This is a genomic window from Nocardiopsis synnemataformans (genome assembly GCF_965343085.1).
Taxonomy (GTDB): domain Bacteria; phylum Actinomycetota; class Actinomycetes; order Streptosporangiales; family Streptosporangiaceae; genus Nocardiopsis; species Nocardiopsis alborubida.
This window is the reverse complement of sequence record NZ_CBDRFA010000073.1, coordinates 13,873-29,688: the sequence shown is the minus strand read 5'-3', so window position 1 is coordinate 29,688 and position 15,816 is coordinate 13,873. Positions and strand designations below refer to the sequence as shown.

Here is a 15,816-nt window from a genome sequence, read left to right as displayed (position 1 = left end):
CCGCGAGGCCCTCCCCTCGCGCTCCTCGATGAGGTGACCCGATGCCCAAGAACGGCGACGACTTCTTCCGGCGCGAGCCCGAGCTGTGGGTGCCCCGCCCTCGCCCCAGTCGCGCCTTCGGTGTCGGCTTCGTCCTGTGGTTCGTCTTCTGCGGAGCCGTGGGTTTGGGCTCCCTCGGCGTGCTCATCTGGGCCATCATCACCTGGATCACGTCGTGAGCGCACCCTGCGACGGCTTCGGTAGCCCCATCGACCTCGGCGACACCATCATCACTACCGACCGGGGCTACACCACGACCCCGCCCCTCCTCCAAGGCCGCGTCGTCCGCTTCACGCCGTCCAAGCAGATCGTGGAGTACGAGGTGACCGCGATCGCCGACGCCACATCCCTCACCAAGGTGGGGGATGTGCGCAAGGCCCGCATCGAGCGCGTGCGCGTCCTGGGCCGCGCCGAGGACGGCGAGCCCCGGTGATCGGCATGCACATCGCGCCCTTGGCCGAGGAGCGCGTCGCCCTCCTCGGCCCGTGGTATGCCAACGAGGACGCCGAGCGTCGCGACGAGATCGTCGCCGCGGTCCGCCCCCTCATGCCCGCCGCGCTCAGCGCCGCCCTCACCCTGGGCTTCGAGGACCGCCGCCAGGCCGCACTGGCGGCGACCGACACCCTCGCCCAGTACGGCGATGACCTCCAGTACGGCTCCGGCTCCGGCATCGACGCCCTGGCCACCGTCATCGCCGCCCTCGCCGCCCAGCCCGGCGGCGTAGACCTGGTGGGCTACCACTGGTGCCGCGAGCACACCCTCTGTGAGGCGGTGGATGCCGGGTGAGCGTGGACAAGCAGGGTGCCCGCAAGAACTCGGGGTCGTACTACACACCCGAGAACCTCGTGCATCTCCTCGTGGTCGGATCCCAGCACCACGACCAGGTCGAACGGATGAAGGCCGAGGGCAACTACCGGCCGATCTCAGGTGTACTCACCGAGCTCATCCACGAGCGGCTCATGGCCGGAGGCGACCCAGAGCAGGTCCTCCTCGGCCTGACCGTGTGCGACCCGTGCGCCGGTGCCGGAGTCTTCCTCCTCTCCGCAGTGGACACCATCACGGCCTGGCTGGTCATGGTGCGCTCCGGTGAGCTCAACCCACCCGCGCCCGTGTGGGACCAGGCCCGCCGCGACGTGGTCGAGCGATGCATCTACGGAGTCGACCTCAACCCCATCGCGGTCGACCTCACCCGCGCGGCCCTGCACGTGCGGGCGCTCCTCCCACACACCGCGAACCCGTTCCTGGCCCACCACGTCCGGCACGGCAACGGACTCGTCGGCGCCACCCCGAAGCAGATCAAGGACGGCGTCCCCGACGTCGCGTTCACCGCCATCGAGGGCGACGACCCCAAGGTTGCCGCAGCTCTGCGCCGCCAGAACAAGGCCGAACGCGCACGCCGCGCCGAGACCAGCACCACGGTCATGGACGGCCCAGCCCAGGAAGGGCTGTGGTGACATGACCCAGCGCACGTACTTCGAGGAGGAAGGCCCCACCTGGTCGTGGTGGGGGCGCCCGCCGGTAGACGAAGACCCCGAGGTCCCGGCCGACGACGTCCACACCATCCGGTGGGGATACAACCTGGCCGACCTGGACCAGCTCGCCCGTGTGTCCACCATGCGTTCCCGCGGAAGCTACGGCGAGTGGGCCGACCGATACGAAGCCTCCTACTCCGCCATCATCGAACGCCTTTTCGCGAGCTCAGAGCGCCCCGACCAGCACGATCTACTCACGGCGGGCACACGAGGAGCCATCTCCTACGGAGAGCAGGAGAAGCACCATCGCGGCTACTCCCGCAAGAAGGACGACACCCAGGCCGCGTTCGTGCGGTACTGGGATTGGGTGGCCGCCCACACCGCCTCCCCTGAGGGAGCTGTGGTGGAGCGCACCGCCCTGTGGCAGATCTGGCCCCGACTGAGCGACCGGGACCGCCGGACACTGCTCGCTCTCGCGGCGTCCGGCGACAAGTATCGGGCCGCCGAGGCCCTGGGGATTAGTCCCGTCACCATCAAGAAGCACCTGCGGGTCGCACGCGCCGCGTTCCTTTGGTTCTGGCACGAGGGCGAGTCGCCGTCTCGCGCCCCGTGGAAGGCCGCCCACGCCCGGGCCAAGGCGGTCGACCAGCTGGGCAGGCCCCGGCTGACCGTGGAGCAGGTGGATCAGATCCGGGCCCGGATCGCGGCCGGTGAAACCTACGCCCGAATCGGCGCCGACTACGGCATCGGCACCAGCGCAGTCAGCAGGTACGTGCGCGGTGAAGGCCGCCCGGTCGACCCGGCAGCGCCATGACCGTCGAACTCATCGCGCAGCTCGTGGACGAGGTGGCGGAAGTGTCCACGGTGATGCGGCTACTCGTCAACCAGGTCGCCGCCCAACGCGGCCGCGCCGTCCCCTGGGTCGTCGACCTGTCCGACGACACGGCGGAGAAGGTCATCCCTCTGCTGGACGCCCTTGGCGACGTCAGCGACTGGGGGGCCGCCCAGCTCGGGGAGGCCTACACCCAGACCCTGACCGCCGTCCAGCGCGCGGAAGGGGGCGTCTACTACACGCCCGAGGGCGTCGCTGACGCGATGGCCTGGGCGGCCCTCTCGCCACGCCTGGGAGATCGTCGCCAGGTACGTGTTCTCGACCCGGCCTGCGGCGCCGGGATCTTCCTCGAATCGGCGGCCTGCGTCCTGTCGGGACGCACCCACCACATCGCCCCCGAGGTGATCTCCTCCGCGGTCTACGGCACCGACATCGACCCCGTGGCAGTCGAGATCGCCAAGAGCGCCCTGTGGCTCCGCAGCGACGGCACCCGACCCATCACCTGGTTGGACGGCAACATCACGTGCACCGACCCACTCGCCGGTGGCACCCCGCCGCATCTGGGCATCGCCCCAAGGCACCTGGTGGTCATCGGCAACCCGCCCTACAAGGGCCACGCCGGCGGCGCGGCGCCGTGGATCGAGGCCCGCCGCCGTCCCGGCGAGAACCCATCCACCCGTCCGTCCCTGGATGAGTTCCGCGACCCCGCCAGCCGCGGTGGCAATCACCTATCCAGCATGGCCATCTACTTCTGGCGATGGGCGCTCTGGCGCTGCTTCGAGGCTCGCCCTGGTAGCGGAGTGGTCGCCTTCATCACCCCCGCCTCCTACCTGGATGGCCTCTCCTTCGCCCGCATGCGCCGCTTCATCCGCGAAGTGGCCGACGAGGGATGGCTCATCGACATCTCACCCGAGGGCCACCAGCCGCCCATCAGGAGCCGAATCTTCCCCGGCGTGCAAATCCCGCTCGCCATCACCGTGCTGGCCCGCCGCGGCGCCGCAGACCGCACTGAACCCGCCCGCCTGTACCACCTCAAGGCCGAGGGCACCACGCAGGCCAAGACCCAGACGATCCAAGCAGCGTGCGCGCACATCGCCAAGCACTCGCCACCCGCTCAGGAAAAGGAGACCGCCGTGGAGCACACGTTCACCCAGGAGGGCAAGGGCACCAAGAGCACGCTCATCCTCACAGACCTCGCCGGTCGGGCGATGCTCAGCATTACCGCCACCTCAGAGACCCCCGACATCTCCGCTCGGTTGGGAATCGACATCGAGGACGCATCTGAGATGCGCCGCCTGGCCGATGCCGCCGCGGCCATCGCCGCGGACATGGAGCGGCGCAGCGGGAAGGCGGGTGAGCTCGCCCGTGCCTGAGAACCCGCACCCCGACCTCGTCACCGTCCTCATCCCCGACCACGAACAGGGCGGCTACACCGTCCTGGCCGCGCACGTCGTGGTGACCACCCAGGGCGAGACCCGTGAGGAGGCCCTCGCCGCCCTCGATGAGGCGCTCGCGCTGTACATGGAGAACGAGGGCGCGCTCGAAGAAGCAGACCCCGACAGCCCTGAGAGCCGAAAGAAGTGACCGCCATGGCGACAGCCGGAAAGCTCAACGGCACCCACGTCCCGCGCGGCGTATTTGCCCAGCTCGCCCTGGAGGTACTCAACGCACTGCGGCGCGCCGGGTACGAGATCTCCGAAGGCGACCGCCCCGTGCGCGCGGGCGGCCTGCCCATCGAACGCCTGCCCGAGCGGCTCGTTCTGGAGCAGCCCATCACCCTCACGGGCGTGCGCGTGGTCGCCTGCACGCGTGAAACCGTCCCTCATGGCGTCATGCACACGCTGAGCCCGTTCGTCGACCTGGAACTGGACCTGCGGGACGCGCGGGTCATCCAGGAGCAGCCGTGACCATCGTGGAGTTCATCAACGCGCGCCTGGACGAAGACGAGAACCTCATTGAGTTCGGCGCCCGGGCCCACGTCGCGATGGAGCCCTTCAGTGGACGGCACCTGTGGAAGGAGATCGAGGCGAGGCGGGCCATCCTCGCCGACGCGCTCGCCGAGAAGCACGCCGTCGTAGAGGACTCCTGGTACACCTGCCCGGCTGCCACCGAAGAGCGCGACGGCGGAGAGTGCGGCAACGACGACCTGGCCGACGCGCCATGCGAGTGCGGTCGTGACAACCGCGTGGGCCGGTTGCTCTCTCGGCTCGCGTTCGTCTATGCCGACCACTCCGACTACGAGGAGGGCTGGAAGCCATGAGCGCAGCGAACGCCGCCCGTCCGCACCGCCTGTGGTGGTGCCCGCCCTCCGTCCTCACTCGGCCGTGGAAGCCCGCGGTCCTGGTGGGCACCGACGAGTACTGCAACCCGACCGCGGCACTCACCCTGCCCGGGCTGGGCATGTGGACGCTCTGCTACCGCCCCGGACGGCTCAATACCGAGCCCTGCGACAACCCCAACACCTGTGAGCACTGACCCGAACGGAAGGCCCATGGCAGACCTGACAACCCAGACCATCCAGAAGCACACCCTCGTGCTCACCGACGAGGAACTGGAGGCCCTGCGCGCCGCGGCCAGGGCGGCCCGCCAGAACGACCCCGACAACGAGATCGCGCCCATCTGGTGGAGGCTGGAGCGCCTCGGACTGAGCTCACTGCGCAGCGAGCCGACACGCAGGACGCCCTCCCGCGAGGCCGCCGCGACCAACGCCGCAGCGTCGCTTTCGGCCGCAGGAGACGAGCACTGATGTACACCCACCGCACGAGACCCGCCGCCGTGGCGGCGAGGCAGTGGACCGGCGAGAACGTCCAGCAGATGCGAGCGTTCGCCAAGGGCAACTTCGACGCCGTGGGCGACGAGGACCGCCAGTACGTCGACGACCCCGAGTGGACGGCGCAGGTCATGGAGGACCGACACTCCACCTGGGTCGGTCTCCACGCCGGCGACTGGGTCATCCGCGACGCCAGCGGCTTGCGTCGGTGCAAGGACGAGGAGTTCCGTCAGACCTACATGACCGGGGACGCCTTCGCCTCGGCGGTCGCGGCCGCCGTCCGGTCCTTCGACTTCGGCAACTACGGCCTGGACGAAGTCGACGACGTCATCGACGAGGAGTGGGCTGACCGCCTCGCTGCTCACATCACCGCCACCCTGGAAGGCAACTCGTGACCGCCATCGCCGGACTCGTCCACGAAGGTCGCGTCCACCTCGCCGGAGACGCCGCGGGCGTGGGCGGCTACTCCCTGACGATCCGCAAGGACGTCAAGGTCTTCACCCACCCCCAACGCGAGGTCGGCCGCCCCGAGATCCCCGACCACTGGGTCATCGGCTACACCACGAGCTTCCGTATGGGGCAGATCCTCCAATACCACCTCTCGCCGCCGGTCGTGCCCGAGGGAGTGGACCTGCACCGCTTCATGTGCACGACCTTCGTCGACGAGATGCGCAAGACCTTCAAGGAGGCCGGATGGGCCCGGGAGGAGTCCGGCATCGAGGAGACCGGGACCTTCCTGGTGGGCACCTGCGGCCGCCTCTTCATCGTCGACAGCGACTACCAGGTGGGCGAGGCGGCCGACGGCTACGCCGCGGTCGGCTGCGGATCCGATCTGGCGCTCGGCGCGCTGTACGCCACTGCGGACTCCGACCTGGATCCGCGGGGGCGCCTGGAGCTCGCCCTGCGCGCGGCCGTCCGGCACAACGCGGGCGTCGCGCCGCCCTTCACCTTCGTCTCCGCGGGAGGACACTCATGATCCAGATCGCCAGTGGACAGCCTGACCGGCCGACGATCTTCCGCTACGAGGTGCCCGTCGACGACCGGTGGCACACTCTGCGCCTCTCCGGGGAGATCCTGCACGTCGCCGCTCGCCGCGCCAACGCGGTCGAGCTGTGGGCGATGTCCACCGACGACGGGAGAGACGGTGTCGACCGGGAGTTCCGCGTCGTCGGCACCGGCCTCCTGCTGCCCGAGGGTCGGCACACGTACCGCGGCACCGCCATTGTCCCTGGAGGCCTACTGGTCTGGCACCTGTTGGAGTGGACGAACGCCCGCTCGGGGTGAGGGCGCGCGAGTGTCGCCCCTGGCCACTAGCCTTGACTCATGAGCGCTGACACGCCTGCCGAAAACACACGCTTCTTTCATCCTTTGGGAGCCCGCCTGGACGGAGAGCCGGCTGACGACACCCTTTTTGAGGGCGTTCCTCAGTGGATGGAGCCTGCTCTTCGCGATTGGCTTGACCTCTTCTTGCAGTCGGATGAAAAGCTCTCTCGGAATGTCGTTCTTGAACTGCGCTGGAGGCTCACAAGAAGTAGCAGCTACATGTCAAGAATTCGTGCTGCCGAGGACGAAGATCTACTGGATGCAGTTGATGCTGCCACTCAGCTTCACCGATACGGGAAAATACTAGACGGGCGCCTAGTAAAAGGTGTCAATATGGCCAACGAGCCAGACCATGTACGCAAGCTCTACCGGCAACTTCTTGAGCTTGAGGAAATTCTGTCTCGCAGCGGCTCCTTCCTGCGGCTTGACCTACCCACTCGCCGTCTTGTGCGGCGCGTCGAAGCTTCATCTCAGCTTGCCTTTGACAGGGTTCGAGAGCAGGCTCCAGATAATGCAGCAACTCTGTTGGAGTCGGCCTGGGTGCACGCCTACGGCCGGAGCCCCAATCCGGACCAGTCCTATGTGGAGTCGATCAAAGCCGTCGAGGCAGTGATCAACCCTCTGGTCATACCAAACCAGAAAGTGCCAACTCTCGGAATGGCAATGGGAGATCTACGTGCTCAGGCCAAAAATGACGAGTGGTCCCTGGAGATTGGTGATGCTGTCAAGCAAAAGGAGAACGTGGAACGTTTCATTGGCATGATGGAGCTCCTTTGGAAGAACCATGAGTCGCGTCATGCCGGTGGACCAAGCGCCCGCGTCCAGGAGCAGCACGAGGCCGAGGCGGTCTTGCACCTGGCGATCCTGATCGTGCAGTGGGTCAACACCAACGTGCTGAAGAAGGTGTGAGCGCGATGTCCATGTTCGATGCCACCGAAGACGAGGCACGTCGCGTCTACGGACTGATGCTCGTCAAGGCGGACAACGCACGCGAGGACCGCACGGCCAACTCGTTTCAGCAAGCGGGCTGGACCCAGGTCCACAACATGCTCGCCGAACACGCTCCTGACGAGAGCCGCACGGAGTGCGCATCCTCTGAGTGCACCACCTGGCCCTGCAAGCCAGTGCGAGCGGCGGTCGGGATGGCGCAGAATCCCGGCTTCTGGCAGTGACGCACCCATCCGACATGGGAGGAACGACCGTGTACGAGTATTCCGGCCTGGCGACGATCACCACGCCCGCGGGCACCGAAGTAGAGCTCGACATCGAGCTCTACCAGAACAGCCCCGGGGAATGGATGGGTCACGCTTCCACCACAGAGACCGCCGCCCTGGCCGCCAGCTTCGACTCAAGTGAACCTTGCACGATCACCCTGGCGAACGGGAACTCGGCGTCCTTGTGGCTCACTCGCCTCGACCCGTCCGGCGCCGTCTCCTTCCGGGGAGCCGGTGCGCCCCCCGCCGTCGATGAGTAGCAACCTCAGACTGCTGAAAGCCCTCCGAACCTTCCCCTGAGCTGGAAAACTGGAAGGCCACGGCCCTGTCTCCTCGCTCGGCCTTCCGGTCCCGCACTCTCGGAGCTCCCGATGAACAGCACCACGCAACAGCACGTGCGCAAGATCCTGCTGGCTTGGCGCCGAGACGAAGCCGCTGTCCTACGGCGCATCGATGAACTCGCCACCGAGGGATTGCGTGTCGTCGTGATCGACGACACCGGAGTTATCACCGATGCGCGCACCAACCAGGTCCTGCTAACGGGCCACGAGACCGAAGCTGAAGCGGACCTGATTCGGGGAGACGAGGACTGGCTCGACAGGGACTACATCTGGGAGACCGCCAGTCCGCCCGTGGTGGAGCCCACCGGGGGACTCCCGGCCAGCCTGTGCAACGCGCTGGAAGAATGGTTGGCCCAGGAAGCCACGCCAGCAGAGGAGGTCGCAGAGTGGATCGGGTGGACTCCGGAGCAGGTGGAGGAGTGCCGTCGGGCGTGATGCCTGTCGGTTGCTGCATCCGCGAGGCGACCGAGAGGGATGCCAAGCCTGTCTACTCGTTCGTGCGAAGCAACGACGCGCTCTTCGAGGTCGACATCTACATGCGGGGTTTGCTCCCCGGAGAGACCTGCGTTCTTGTGGCCGAGAACAGCGAAGGTGCCATCGTGGGCTGGCTTGAGGGACTCGTGGACGGCGCCTACAGGGGGGCCGGCGCGGACCCGATTTTCCCGGAGCCCCACGGCTACGTCCAGGCCATGATGGTCAGTCCTGCCATGCGCAGGAGAGGGGTCGGCAGCGCGCTTCTGGAGGCGTTCGCCCAGCGGGCTCGCTCCCAGGGGTGCGAATGGATGTTCCTCCTGCCCGACGAGACCGACGACCCGACAGAACGGGTGCGTTTCTTCGAGTCCGTCGGACTCACGGCTGTGAACGACCCCAGCGAACGCTTCCCGGCGATGGCTGCTCCACTCATTCGCATCCTCGGAGGGCACTGAATGCTTCGCCTGATCGACCCGGAGTTCCGTGTGCGCGAGGTCCGGTACTACGACTACGAAGCGATCGTCGAGTTGGTGCAGGAGAACGCACCCCACTTCGACGTGACGAACTACCAGATGGACAGGCCCGTGGAGGAGCACGCGATCTTCGTTGCGGAGGACTCCGACGGCAGGATCCTCGGTTGGATCGAGGGCCAGACCGACAGCCACTACATCGGCCCCGGCACGGATCCAGTTCATCCCAAGCCCCATGGCAACGGGCTCTACCTCGTGGTGGACGCCTCGGCCCGCAGGATGGGGGTTGGCCGCGCTCTGACGCGCGCTTTCGCTCAGGCCTGTGCTGACGCCGGGTGCACCTGGATGTTCATGCTCCCGGACGAGAACGACGGCGTCGAAGGGCGCCTGGCCTTCTTCAAGACCCTCGGGTTCGTGGACCTGGCCCCTGGCGATGATGAGCATGCCGCTTGGGGGATGCCCCTGGCGTCGCTACTGGAAGGGTGACCCCTGTGGCAAACAAGAACCCGCAAGGACGGAGAGTCTCGCCTTCGTGGGCGATTCTATCACCAGCAGCCCGAGGCGCCCTACTCAAGCCCATTCAGGAGGCTACACAGCCACTCGCCGATACTCTCGCTGCCCCTCTGCGGGAAATGTTCGACGAGCAAGCTCGTCAGTTCAGCGACCGGGTTTGGCGGTCTTTGTCGCATGCCTACCCTGAGGCCGATCCGGAGCTGCGCAAGCTATCACCCGAACAGGCCAGTGAGTACATCAAGGTCTACGAGAACTCCGAACCGGAGGTCAAGGAGCGCGCCCAAGAAGAGGCGCTTGCCTGGAATGAGTGGCACTCGACTCAGCTCACCTTCGTCATCGACACTCTGACAACGCAGAACGAGGACGCCAAGGACTACAACTGGCGTATGGCCGCCATCGCCTGGGTTGGACTGGGACTCGGGATCGCCAGCGCGCTCTTCTCGGTTTGGGCTTACCTCAACCCGCTTCAGCCCTGAGGAGGAACGTGATGCAGCCCCGACTGGTCGACACTGAGGCCGCCGAGCTCTATACCGGCCGCCCGCGCACGACCCTGTACCGCTGGGCCCACGAGGGGCGGGTGACCAAGTACGGCACCCGCGGGAAGGGGCGCGCGCTGTGGAATCTGAACGAGCTCCCGGCCTGCCCGGAAGGAGGGACTCCTCCGCCACCGCCGCCACTTCCGGCCCGGGAGTTGACATCGGCCTGATCAAGGCCGAAACTGAAGACGCGTCCAGTGTGCCCGGTGAGCCCCCGCTCCCGGGCTTTTTCGTTTCCTGGACACTGAGGCCTATGTGACACATCGTCACTAGGGTCTCCGGTTTTTGCAGGTCGCATCTATGCGGGCTGTGATCACCGCTGGTCCCCGTCGCGTGGCTCGCCCCTCACCTCCTGGAGGGACGAGCGGCGGCGGTGGGCGACCGGACCCCACGCGAGGCGGGGTGCGGCCGCCCGGGTAGGCGGTACCCGGGCGGCCTCCGGGCCCGCACGCCAAGGCCCCCTGCCCTACCGGACAACATCCTCGACGTGCGGGCGCCCTGATCTGGGACCTGCGTAATCACCCTCTCACACAGACGTCACTTCCAGCCCGCCAGACACGCGGCCGTGGACTGGACGGAGGGTGAACATGGGTCGAAGCAGGGGACGCTCGGGTCGCCCCTTCGTCCGTGCGGCCGCGCGCCTGCGCTCCATGCCGGGCGGCGACGTCTGCACCTACTGCGGGCGGGTCATCGACCTGACCCTGCACCACAACGACCCGATGGCCTGGACCGCGGACCACATCATCCCGCTCGACGCGGGCGGCGACCCCACGGATCCGACCAACCTCCAGCCCATGCACCGCTCGTGCAACTCCCGCAAGGGCACGGGCCACATGCCCGAGGTGCACGACACCTCGCGGCCCTGGTGATCCCATGACCCTGTATGTGATCACCGGTCCACCCACGGCGGGCAAGACCACCTGGGTCCTGGGCAAGGCCAAGGCCGAGGACATCGTGATCGACTACGACCGCATGGCCCAGTCGCTCGCGGGCAATGGCGCCTCCACCCACGCACACCCGCCGCACCTGGCCGACGTCGTGTGGCGCGCGCGCCAGGGCGCGATCAACGGGGCGCTGCGCCACGTGCGCAAGCACGACGTCTACCTGATCCACAGCCAGCCCAACGCCAAGGCTCTGGCGCTGTACGCAGAGCACGACGCGAAGGTGATCACCATCGACCCGGGTCGATCGGTGGTCGAGGCCAGGTGCAAGGCCGAGCGGCCGCCCGGGGTGCTCACTGCCGTGGGTCGCTGGTACGCGGCCCGCGAGCGCGCGCAGGCGGAAGGCGCCGCACCGGGCGCTGGCGCCGCGGCGGCCGGTGAGCCGTGGGAGTCGAAGGCCACCGACACCTCGCGGGACTGGTGACCGGATGCCACCTGCCCCTATCACATTCGGTGAGGGGTACCCCCTAAAAAATGACGATCTGTCACCGTGGCTGACCCCGGATCGCCCCTCGCTCGCATTTTTCCCCGAGAGTTTTTCCAGGTCAGGGGGAGCGATGGACAGCCTTTCGGAGATCGTCACGCAGGGTGATCGTCGCCGCTCCCTCGAAGCCCTGCGCGACCGCATCGGCGCCGCCCTGGACGCGGCCGAACCCAACGAGGTCGCGCCCCTCTCGCGCCAGCTCATGATGGTCCTGCGCGAGATCGACGAGCTGCCCGACGCCGACAGGAGGGACAGCGTTGACGATCTCGCCGCCCGCCGTGCTGCTCGGCGCGCAGACGCCGCGCGTGCACGTGAGCCCGCCGCGGATGAGCAGCGCGGGCCAGGAGGCGATTGAGCTCGCCGCCACCGCGGGACTGGAGCTCGACCCCTGGCAGCGCCTGACCCTGGACGACTCCCTGGGGGAACGCGCGAACGGCACCTGGGCGGCGTTCGAGGTCGGCCTGCTGGTCGGCCGCCAGAACGGCAAGGGGTCGGTGATCGAGGCCCGCGAGCTGGCCGGCCTGCACCTGTTCGGCGAAGAGCTGATCACCCACACCGCGCACGAGTTCCGCACCTCCAAGGAGGCCTTCCGGCGGATCCTGCGGCTACACGAGGCCAACCCCGACCTGGACCGGCGGATCAAGCGGGTCAGTCACACCCACGGCCAGGAGGGCATCGAGCTCCACGGCGGGCAGCGCCTGCTCTTCGCCACTCGCACCGGAGGCGGCGGCCGCGGTTTCAGTGGCGATCTAGTGATTTTCGACGAGGCCTACAACCTCGGCGACGACCACATGGCGGCCCTGTTGCCGACCCTGGCTGCCCGCCCCAACCCGCAGGTCTGGTACACCACGTCGGCCGCGGACAAGACGCTCGCCCCGTGCGAGGCCATCTCGCGCGTGCGCCGCCGGGCCCTGGCCGGGGACACCGAGCGGCTGGCGTACCTGGAGTGGTCGATCGACGGGTGCGACGAGTTCTGCCCGAAGGGCTGCACGCAGCACGACGACCCCGACGATCCGGTCAACTGGGCCAAGGCCAACCCCGGCCTGGGCATCCGTCTGAACATGGAGTTCATCGCCAGCGAGCGCACCGCGCTGGGCCGCCGGGAATGGTTGCGCGAGCGCCTGGGCGTGGGCGACTACGTGGCCGACGCCTCCAGCTGGAAGGTCATCTCCAAGGAGCGCTGGGAAGAGCTCATCGACGCCCGATCGGCGCCGCTGGACCCGGTGGCCTTCGCCGCCGACATCACCCCCGAGCGCACCTCGGGCTCCATCGGCGTCGCGGGCCTGAGGAGCGACGGCGCCATGCACCTGGGCGTCATCGACCACCGCGCGGGCACCGGGTGGATGGTCAAGCGCCTGGTGGAGCTGGTGGAGAAGTGGGGCCCCTGCGCCGTGGTGATCGACGGCCGCGGCCCGGCCGCCAGCCTCATTCCCGACCTGGAGGCCGAGGACGTGACGGTCCTCAAGGCGACCTCTTCCGACATGGCGCAGGCCTGCGGCGCCCTGTACGACGACCTCGTCAACGACCGGGCGCGCCACCAGAACGCGGCGCCGCTCAACGCCGCGGTGGCCGCGGCGACCAAGCGCAAGCTCGGCGACTCCTGGGCTTGGGCCCGCGAGTCCACCTCGGCGGACATCTCCCCGCTGGTGGCCGTCACCCTCGCCCGCTGGGGGCACACGATCAAGGCCCATGAGGCTCCCGACGAACCCGAGGCCCTCCAGGGCTCGCTGATGGCGTGAGGAGGCGGCCGTGGTCGCGATGCTCAACAAGGTCCCGCTCGCGCGCATCTCCGCCCGCGCCGGGAGCCCGGCGCACCTGGGGCGGACCCTGCTCACTCTGCTCGCCGCGATGCTGTACGGCCTGGGCTGGCTGTTGGGCACGGCCGCGCGCGGCCTGCTCACCGGAGTGGCCGCTGTGCTGTGGGCCGTGGGGTACGGCGCGCGGTGGGCGGCCGCCGCGGTGGCGGTCGGCTGGCAGGACGCCTCGACGCCGCGCCACGGCGGTGTCTGATGGGTCTGCTCGACCGCGTCTCCCGGCACATGCGCGGCGAACGCGCCTGGCCTGTGGGCGGCGTGGCCACGCCTCCGGGCGTGGACTACTGGGGGCACCAGGACGAGCGGTTCGCTGGCGGGGAGGAGTACGGCGACTACGTCGCCACCTCGGCGCACGTGTACGCCGCGGTGAGCCTGCGGGCCCGGCTGATGTCGTCCCTGGAGCTGCGGCTGTACGCCGGGCGAGGGGCGAAGAAGCAGCAGATCGAGAAGGGGCCGGTCTACGACCTGCTCCAGCGCGTCAACCCCCACTGGACCCTGCGGCGCCTCATCCGGATGGACGAGATGGCCATGGGCATCTGGGGCGAGTCGTTCTGGGCGGTGGAGCGCGACTCCTCGGGTACGCCCTCGGAGATCTGGTGGCTCAAGGCCGACCGGGTGCGCCCCGTTGTCCACGAGACGAAGTACATCTCCGAGTTCATCTACGAACCCGTCTACGGCGGACAGCCGGTGCGGTTCCGTCCTGACGAGATCGTCTGGTTCCGCTACCCCAACCCCAACGACGAGTTCTCCCCGCTCTCCCCGCTGGCAGCCGCGCGCCTGGCCGCTGACACCGCCAGCTCGATGATGCGCGCCAATGCCAAGCTCTTCGAGAACGGGCTGCTCGCCGGGGGAGTGGTCGTGCCCGCCACGGACAAGGCCACCTTCACCGCGGAGCAGGCGCGCGACCTGGAGCGTGACCTGGCCCGGCGCTTCAAGGGCGTGGACAACGCCCACAGGTGGGCGGTGCTGCGCTACGAGGCCCAGCTCAAGGGTCTGAGTGTCACGCCTCAGGACGCCCAGTTCGTCGAGGGGCTGGATCTGACCCTGCGGGATGTGGGCAACGCCTACGGCATTCCGACGCCCCTGCTCAACGACGCCAAGTACGCGACCCTGAGCAACGCCCGCGAGTACCAGCAGATCCTGTGGGCGCACGCGCTGGTGCCCGACGCGGACCTGCGCGCCGACGAGATCACCGAGCAGCTGCTGCCGATGTTCGGCAGCCAGTTCGGCTACCGCTCCACCACCCACGTCGCCTGGAACTACGAGTCGGTGCCCGCACTCCAGGAGGCAGAGTCCGACATCTGGGGTCGCGACCGCCAGGCCATGGAGGCCGGCGCGATGACCATCAACGAGTGGCGGGCCAAGAAGGGCATGCCTGCGGTGCCGTGGGGCGATGTGTGGTGGGCGCCCGCGAACAAGTTCGCCGTCTCCGACGAGGAGTCGGTCCCAGCCCAGGAGTCGGCCGAAGGGCCTGCCCAGGAGCTGACCGAGGAACCCAGCGAGGACGAGCAAGAGCCGCCCGTCGAGGAGCCAGAGCCCGGCGAGAACGAGGGCGAGGACGACGAGGAGCCCCTCGACATCGAGCGCGCCTGGAACCAGGTGTTGGCCGCATTCAACGAGATAGGGAGTCCGCGATGAACCGCGGGTACGTGCGCGCCCACCTGGAGCGCGCTGAGGAAGGCAAGCCGCTGCGCTTCGTGGCGGCCACGGAAGGTCGCAAGGGCGATGGCATCGACCTGCGTATGAGCGGCGCCCGACTGGAGCGGTTCCGGGCCAACCCGGTGATCGGCTACAACCACTCCTACTGGGGGCGCCAGTCCCTGCCGATCGGCCGGGCCCCCACGGTGGAGACCGACGGCAACCGGCTGATGATGGACATCGAGTTCGACCCCGATGACGAGTTCGCCATGGAGGTCGAGCGCAAGTACCGCGGCGGCTTCCTCAACGCCGTCAGCATCGGCTTCGACGTGAACGAGTGGGAGAACGAGGCCGACAACTACTGGCGCGGCGGCGTGGCCACCGACTGGGAGCTGTTGGAGACGTCCGCCGTCCCGATCCCCATGGACGCGAGCGCGGTCGTGGAGTCGGGCCGGGGTCTGCGCTCGGACTGGGCCAACCTCGTGGCGAGCCTGCCGCCGGACCTCGGCGTGCGGGTTCTGCGCAACGCCGAGCAGCTGACGCGCTCGGTGGAGGTCACCGAGGAGCTCATCCGCCAGGCCGACCCCGTCACCCTGGCCGCGGCTATCGCCCGCTCGCTCGCGATGGGTCCGCTCACCAAGGCCCCCGTCGAGGACGTCTCCGAGGGGCCGACCCCCGAGGCGCTGACCGCCGCGCTGGCCGAGCGCGACGACTACGCCGAGCGCCTGCATGTAGCGCATTCCCAGCTCGCCGCGATCAAGGCTGAGCGTGACGTCCACGCCCAGAAGCTGGAAGAGCTCCAGGCGGCCCAGAGCGTCCCCGCCTTCGATCCCGCCGACGCCGCAGCTCTGCTCGGCGCCTTCGGTTAGAGACCACTCCCGGACCAGCCGCTTCGCGGCCTCCACACCCAACTCCCAGGCCACCCCACGGGGTGGCCTTTCGCATGGAAAGGAAGTCC

Annotated in this window: 29 protein-coding genes; all 29 read left to right on the top strand. The window is 68.4% G+C overall.

Going from position 1 to position 15,816, the window contains the following annotated elements; all coding sequences use genetic code 11:
* The first annotated feature begins 41 nt into the window (after positions 1-41).
* Positions 42-218 (top strand): hypothetical protein, encoded by a 177-nt coding sequence (locus tag ACSIH6_RS31125; RefSeq protein WP_435111909.1) that lies wholly within the window; start codon positions 42-44, stop codon positions 216-218.
* Entirely contained in the window at positions 215-472 is a 258-nt protein-coding gene (locus ACSIH6_RS31120; protein WP_435111908.1) for a hypothetical protein, read from the top strand. The genes ACSIH6_RS31125 and ACSIH6_RS31120 overlap by 4 nt, the downstream gene beginning before the upstream one ends.
* A 5-nt stretch (positions 473-477) precedes the next feature.
* Positions 478-825 (top strand): hypothetical protein, encoded by a 348-nt coding sequence (locus ACSIH6_RS31115; protein WP_435111907.1) that lies wholly within the window; start codon positions 478-480, stop codon positions 823-825.
* The gene (locus ACSIH6_RS31110) at positions 822-1,493 is read left to right on the top strand and encodes a DNA methyltransferase family protein (RefSeq protein ID WP_435111906.1); all 672 of its coding nucleotides are present in this window, start codon (positions 822-824) and stop codon (positions 1,491-1,493) included. The genes ACSIH6_RS31115 and ACSIH6_RS31110 overlap by 4 nt, the downstream gene beginning before the upstream one ends.
* A 1-nt stretch (position 1,494) precedes the next feature.
* Positions 1,495-2,325 carry a helix-turn-helix transcriptional regulator gene (locus tag ACSIH6_RS31105; RefSeq protein ID WP_435111905.1) on the top strand — a complete coding sequence of 277 codons (831 nt, stop codon included), beginning with the start codon at positions 1,495-1,497 and terminating at the stop codon, positions 2,323-2,325.
* On the top strand, positions 2,322-3,716 hold the full coding sequence (locus ACSIH6_RS31100; protein ID WP_435111904.1) for an N-6 DNA methylase: 1,395 nt from the start codon (positions 2,322-2,324) through the stop codon (positions 3,714-3,716). Before ACSIH6_RS31105 ends, ACSIH6_RS31100 begins: the two co-directional genes overlap by 4 nt.
* The gene (locus ACSIH6_RS31095; RefSeq protein WP_435111903.1) at positions 3,709-3,927 is read left to right on the top strand and encodes a type II toxin-antitoxin system HicB family antitoxin; all 219 of its coding nucleotides are present in this window, start codon (positions 3,709-3,711) and stop codon (positions 3,925-3,927) included. Before ACSIH6_RS31100 ends, ACSIH6_RS31095 begins: the two co-directional genes overlap by 8 nt.
* 5 nt (positions 3,928-3,932) lie before the next feature.
* Positions 3,933-4,250: a hypothetical protein gene (locus ACSIH6_RS31090; RefSeq protein WP_435111902.1), complete on the top strand. Its 318-nt coding sequence runs from the start codon at positions 3,933-3,935 to the stop codon at positions 4,248-4,250.
* Positions 4,247-4,603 carry a DUF6221 family protein gene (locus ACSIH6_RS31085; protein ID WP_435111901.1) on the top strand — a complete coding sequence of 119 codons (357 nt, stop codon included), beginning with the start codon at positions 4,247-4,249 and terminating at the stop codon, positions 4,601-4,603. The genes ACSIH6_RS31090 and ACSIH6_RS31085 overlap by 4 nt, the downstream gene beginning before the upstream one ends.
* The gene (locus ACSIH6_RS31080; protein ID WP_435111900.1) at positions 4,600-4,818 is read left to right on the top strand and encodes a hypothetical protein; all 219 of its coding nucleotides are present in this window, start codon (positions 4,600-4,602) and stop codon (positions 4,816-4,818) included. The genes ACSIH6_RS31085 and ACSIH6_RS31080 overlap by 4 nt, the downstream gene beginning before the upstream one ends.
* A 16-nt stretch (positions 4,819-4,834) precedes the next feature.
* Entirely contained in the window at positions 4,835-5,089 is a 255-nt protein-coding gene (locus ACSIH6_RS31075; protein WP_435111899.1) for a hypothetical protein, read from the top strand.
* Complete coding sequence (locus tag ACSIH6_RS31070) at positions 5,089-5,508, top strand: hypothetical protein (RefSeq protein WP_435111898.1); 420 nt, start codon at positions 5,089-5,091, stop codon at positions 5,506-5,508. Before ACSIH6_RS31075 ends, ACSIH6_RS31070 begins: the two co-directional genes overlap by 1 nt.
* On the top strand, positions 5,505-6,089 hold the full coding sequence (locus ACSIH6_RS31065) for a hypothetical protein (protein ID WP_435111897.1): 585 nt from the start codon (positions 5,505-5,507) through the stop codon (positions 6,087-6,089). Before ACSIH6_RS31070 ends, ACSIH6_RS31065 begins: the two co-directional genes overlap by 4 nt.
* Positions 6,086-6,397: a DUF7352 domain-containing protein gene (locus tag ACSIH6_RS31060; protein ID WP_435111896.1), complete on the top strand. Its 312-nt coding sequence runs from the start codon at positions 6,086-6,088 to the stop codon at positions 6,395-6,397. Before ACSIH6_RS31065 ends, ACSIH6_RS31060 begins: the two co-directional genes overlap by 4 nt.
* 39 nt (positions 6,398-6,436) lie before the next feature.
* Positions 6,437-7,345, top strand: a complete 909-nt coding sequence (locus ACSIH6_RS31055) for a hypothetical protein (protein WP_435111895.1) — start codon at positions 6,437-6,439, stop codon at positions 7,343-7,345.
* Positions 7,342-7,608, top strand: a complete 267-nt coding sequence (locus tag ACSIH6_RS31050; protein ID WP_435111894.1) for a hypothetical protein — start codon at positions 7,342-7,344, stop codon at positions 7,606-7,608. The genes ACSIH6_RS31055 and ACSIH6_RS31050 overlap by 4 nt, the downstream gene beginning before the upstream one ends.
* 14 nt (positions 7,609-7,622) lie before the next feature.
* Entirely contained in the window at positions 7,623-7,910 is a 288-nt protein-coding gene (locus ACSIH6_RS31045; protein ID WP_435111893.1) for a hypothetical protein, read from the top strand.
* Positions 7,911-8,021: 111 nt separating this feature from the next.
* On the top strand, positions 8,022-8,426 hold the full coding sequence (locus ACSIH6_RS31040; protein ID WP_435111892.1) for a hypothetical protein: 405 nt from the start codon (positions 8,022-8,024) through the stop codon (positions 8,424-8,426).
* Positions 8,426-8,917, top strand: coding sequence for a GNAT family N-acetyltransferase (locus ACSIH6_RS31035; protein WP_435111928.1), 492 nt, complete (start codon positions 8,426-8,428; stop codon positions 8,915-8,917). Before ACSIH6_RS31040 ends, ACSIH6_RS31035 begins: the two co-directional genes overlap by 1 nt.
* Positions 8,918-9,418 carry a GNAT family N-acetyltransferase gene (locus ACSIH6_RS31030; RefSeq protein WP_435111891.1) on the top strand — a complete coding sequence of 167 codons (501 nt, stop codon included), beginning with the start codon at positions 8,918-8,920 and terminating at the stop codon, positions 9,416-9,418.
* A gap of 146 nt (positions 9,419-9,564) precedes the next feature.
* Positions 9,565-9,921, top strand: a complete 357-nt coding sequence (locus ACSIH6_RS31025) for a hypothetical protein (RefSeq protein ID WP_435111890.1) — start codon at positions 9,565-9,567, stop codon at positions 9,919-9,921.
* Positions 9,922-9,932: 11 nt separating this feature from the next.
* Entirely contained in the window at positions 9,933-10,151 is a 219-nt protein-coding gene (locus ACSIH6_RS31020) for a helix-turn-helix transcriptional regulator (protein WP_435111889.1), read from the top strand.
* 417 nt (positions 10,152-10,568) lie between these two features.
* On the top strand, positions 10,569-10,850 hold the full coding sequence (locus tag ACSIH6_RS31015; protein WP_435111888.1) for an HNH endonuclease: 282 nt from the start codon (positions 10,569-10,571) through the stop codon (positions 10,848-10,850).
* A 4-nt stretch (positions 10,851-10,854) separates the two neighbouring features.
* Entirely contained in the window at positions 10,855-11,346 is a 492-nt protein-coding gene (locus tag ACSIH6_RS31010) for an ATP-binding protein (protein WP_435111887.1), read from the top strand.
* A gap of 133 nt (positions 11,347-11,479) precedes the next feature.
* Entirely contained in the window at positions 11,480-11,761 is a 282-nt protein-coding gene (locus ACSIH6_RS31005; RefSeq protein ID WP_435111886.1) for a hypothetical protein, read from the top strand.
* On the top strand, positions 11,664-13,145 hold the full coding sequence (locus tag ACSIH6_RS31000; RefSeq protein ID WP_435111885.1) for a terminase large subunit domain-containing protein: 1,482 nt from the start codon (positions 11,664-11,666) through the stop codon (positions 13,143-13,145). Before ACSIH6_RS31005 ends, ACSIH6_RS31000 begins: the two co-directional genes overlap by 98 nt.
* Before the next feature lie 10 nt (positions 13,146-13,155).
* Positions 13,156-13,416 (top strand): hypothetical protein, encoded by a 261-nt coding sequence (locus ACSIH6_RS30995; RefSeq protein ID WP_435111884.1) that lies wholly within the window; start codon positions 13,156-13,158, stop codon positions 13,414-13,416.
* Positions 13,416-14,858, top strand: coding sequence for a phage portal protein (locus tag ACSIH6_RS30990; protein WP_435111883.1), 1,443 nt, complete (start codon positions 13,416-13,418; stop codon positions 14,856-14,858). Before ACSIH6_RS30995 ends, ACSIH6_RS30990 begins: the two co-directional genes overlap by 1 nt.
* Positions 14,855-15,727, top strand: coding sequence for an HK97 family phage prohead protease (locus ACSIH6_RS30985; protein WP_435111882.1), 873 nt, complete (start codon positions 14,855-14,857; stop codon positions 15,725-15,727). The genes ACSIH6_RS30990 and ACSIH6_RS30985 overlap by 4 nt, the downstream gene beginning before the upstream one ends.
* Positions 15,728-15,816: the final 89 nt, after the last annotated feature.

Bases quoted from the DNA above. Each gene is read 5' to 3' on its own strand.
- ACSIH6_RS31115 (WP_435111907.1), top strand. From the start codon at position 478: ATGCACATCGCGCCCTTGGCCGAGGAGCGCGTCGCCCTCCTCGGCCCG.
- ACSIH6_RS31125 (WP_435111909.1), top strand. From the start codon at position 42: ATGCCCAAGAACGGCGACGACTTCTTCCGGCGCGAGCCCGAGCTGTGG.
- ACSIH6_RS31070 (WP_435111898.1), top strand. From the start codon at position 5,089: ATGTACACCCACCGCACGAGACCCGCCGCCGTGGCGGCGAGGCAGTGG.
- ACSIH6_RS31080 (WP_435111900.1), top strand. From the start codon at position 4,600: ATGAGCGCAGCGAACGCCGCCCGTCCGCACCGCCTGTGGTGGTGCCCG.
- ACSIH6_RS31035 (WP_435111928.1), top strand. From the start codon at position 8,426: ATGCCTGTCGGTTGCTGCATCCGCGAGGCGACCGAGAGGGATGCCAAG.
- ACSIH6_RS31045 (WP_435111893.1), top strand. From the start codon at position 7,623: ATGGGAGGAACGACCGTGTACGAGTATTCCGGCCTGGCGACGATCACC.
- ACSIH6_RS31010 (WP_435111887.1), top strand. From the start codon at position 10,855: ATGACCCTGTATGTGATCACCGGTCCACCCACGGCGGGCAAGACCACC.
- ACSIH6_RS31055 (WP_435111895.1), top strand. From the start codon at position 6,437: ATGAGCGCTGACACGCCTGCCGAAAACACACGCTTCTTTCATCCTTTG.
- ACSIH6_RS31090 (WP_435111902.1), top strand. From the start codon at position 3,933: ATGGCGACAGCCGGAAAGCTCAACGGCACCCACGTCCCGCGCGGCGTA.
- ACSIH6_RS31030 (WP_435111891.1), top strand. From the start codon at position 8,918: ATGCTTCGCCTGATCGACCCGGAGTTCCGTGTGCGCGAGGTCCGGTAC.
- ACSIH6_RS31100 (WP_435111904.1), top strand. From the start codon at position 2,322: ATGACCGTCGAACTCATCGCGCAGCTCGTGGACGAGGTGGCGGAAGTG.
- ACSIH6_RS31075 (WP_435111899.1), top strand. From the start codon at position 4,835: ATGGCAGACCTGACAACCCAGACCATCCAGAAGCACACCCTCGTGCTC.
- ACSIH6_RS31025 (WP_435111890.1), top strand. From the start codon at position 9,565: ATGTTCGACGAGCAAGCTCGTCAGTTCAGCGACCGGGTTTGGCGGTCT.
- ACSIH6_RS31040 (WP_435111892.1), top strand. From the start codon at position 8,022: ATGAACAGCACCACGCAACAGCACGTGCGCAAGATCCTGCTGGCTTGG.
- ACSIH6_RS31105 (WP_435111905.1), top strand. From the start codon at position 1,495: ATGACCCAGCGCACGTACTTCGAGGAGGAAGGCCCCACCTGGTCGTGG.
- ACSIH6_RS31020 (WP_435111889.1), top strand. From the start codon at position 9,933: ATGCAGCCCCGACTGGTCGACACTGAGGCCGCCGAGCTCTATACCGGC.
- ACSIH6_RS31005 (WP_435111886.1), top strand. From the start codon at position 11,480: ATGGACAGCCTTTCGGAGATCGTCACGCAGGGTGATCGTCGCCGCTCC.
- ACSIH6_RS31060 (WP_435111896.1), top strand. From the start codon at position 6,086: ATGATCCAGATCGCCAGTGGACAGCCTGACCGGCCGACGATCTTCCGC.
- ACSIH6_RS30990 (WP_435111883.1), top strand. From the start codon at position 13,416: ATGGGTCTGCTCGACCGCGTCTCCCGGCACATGCGCGGCGAACGCGCC.
- ACSIH6_RS30985 (WP_435111882.1), top strand. From the start codon at position 14,855: ATGAACCGCGGGTACGTGCGCGCCCACCTGGAGCGCGCTGAGGAAGGC.
- ACSIH6_RS31015 (WP_435111888.1), top strand. From the start codon at position 10,569: ATGGGTCGAAGCAGGGGACGCTCGGGTCGCCCCTTCGTCCGTGCGGCC.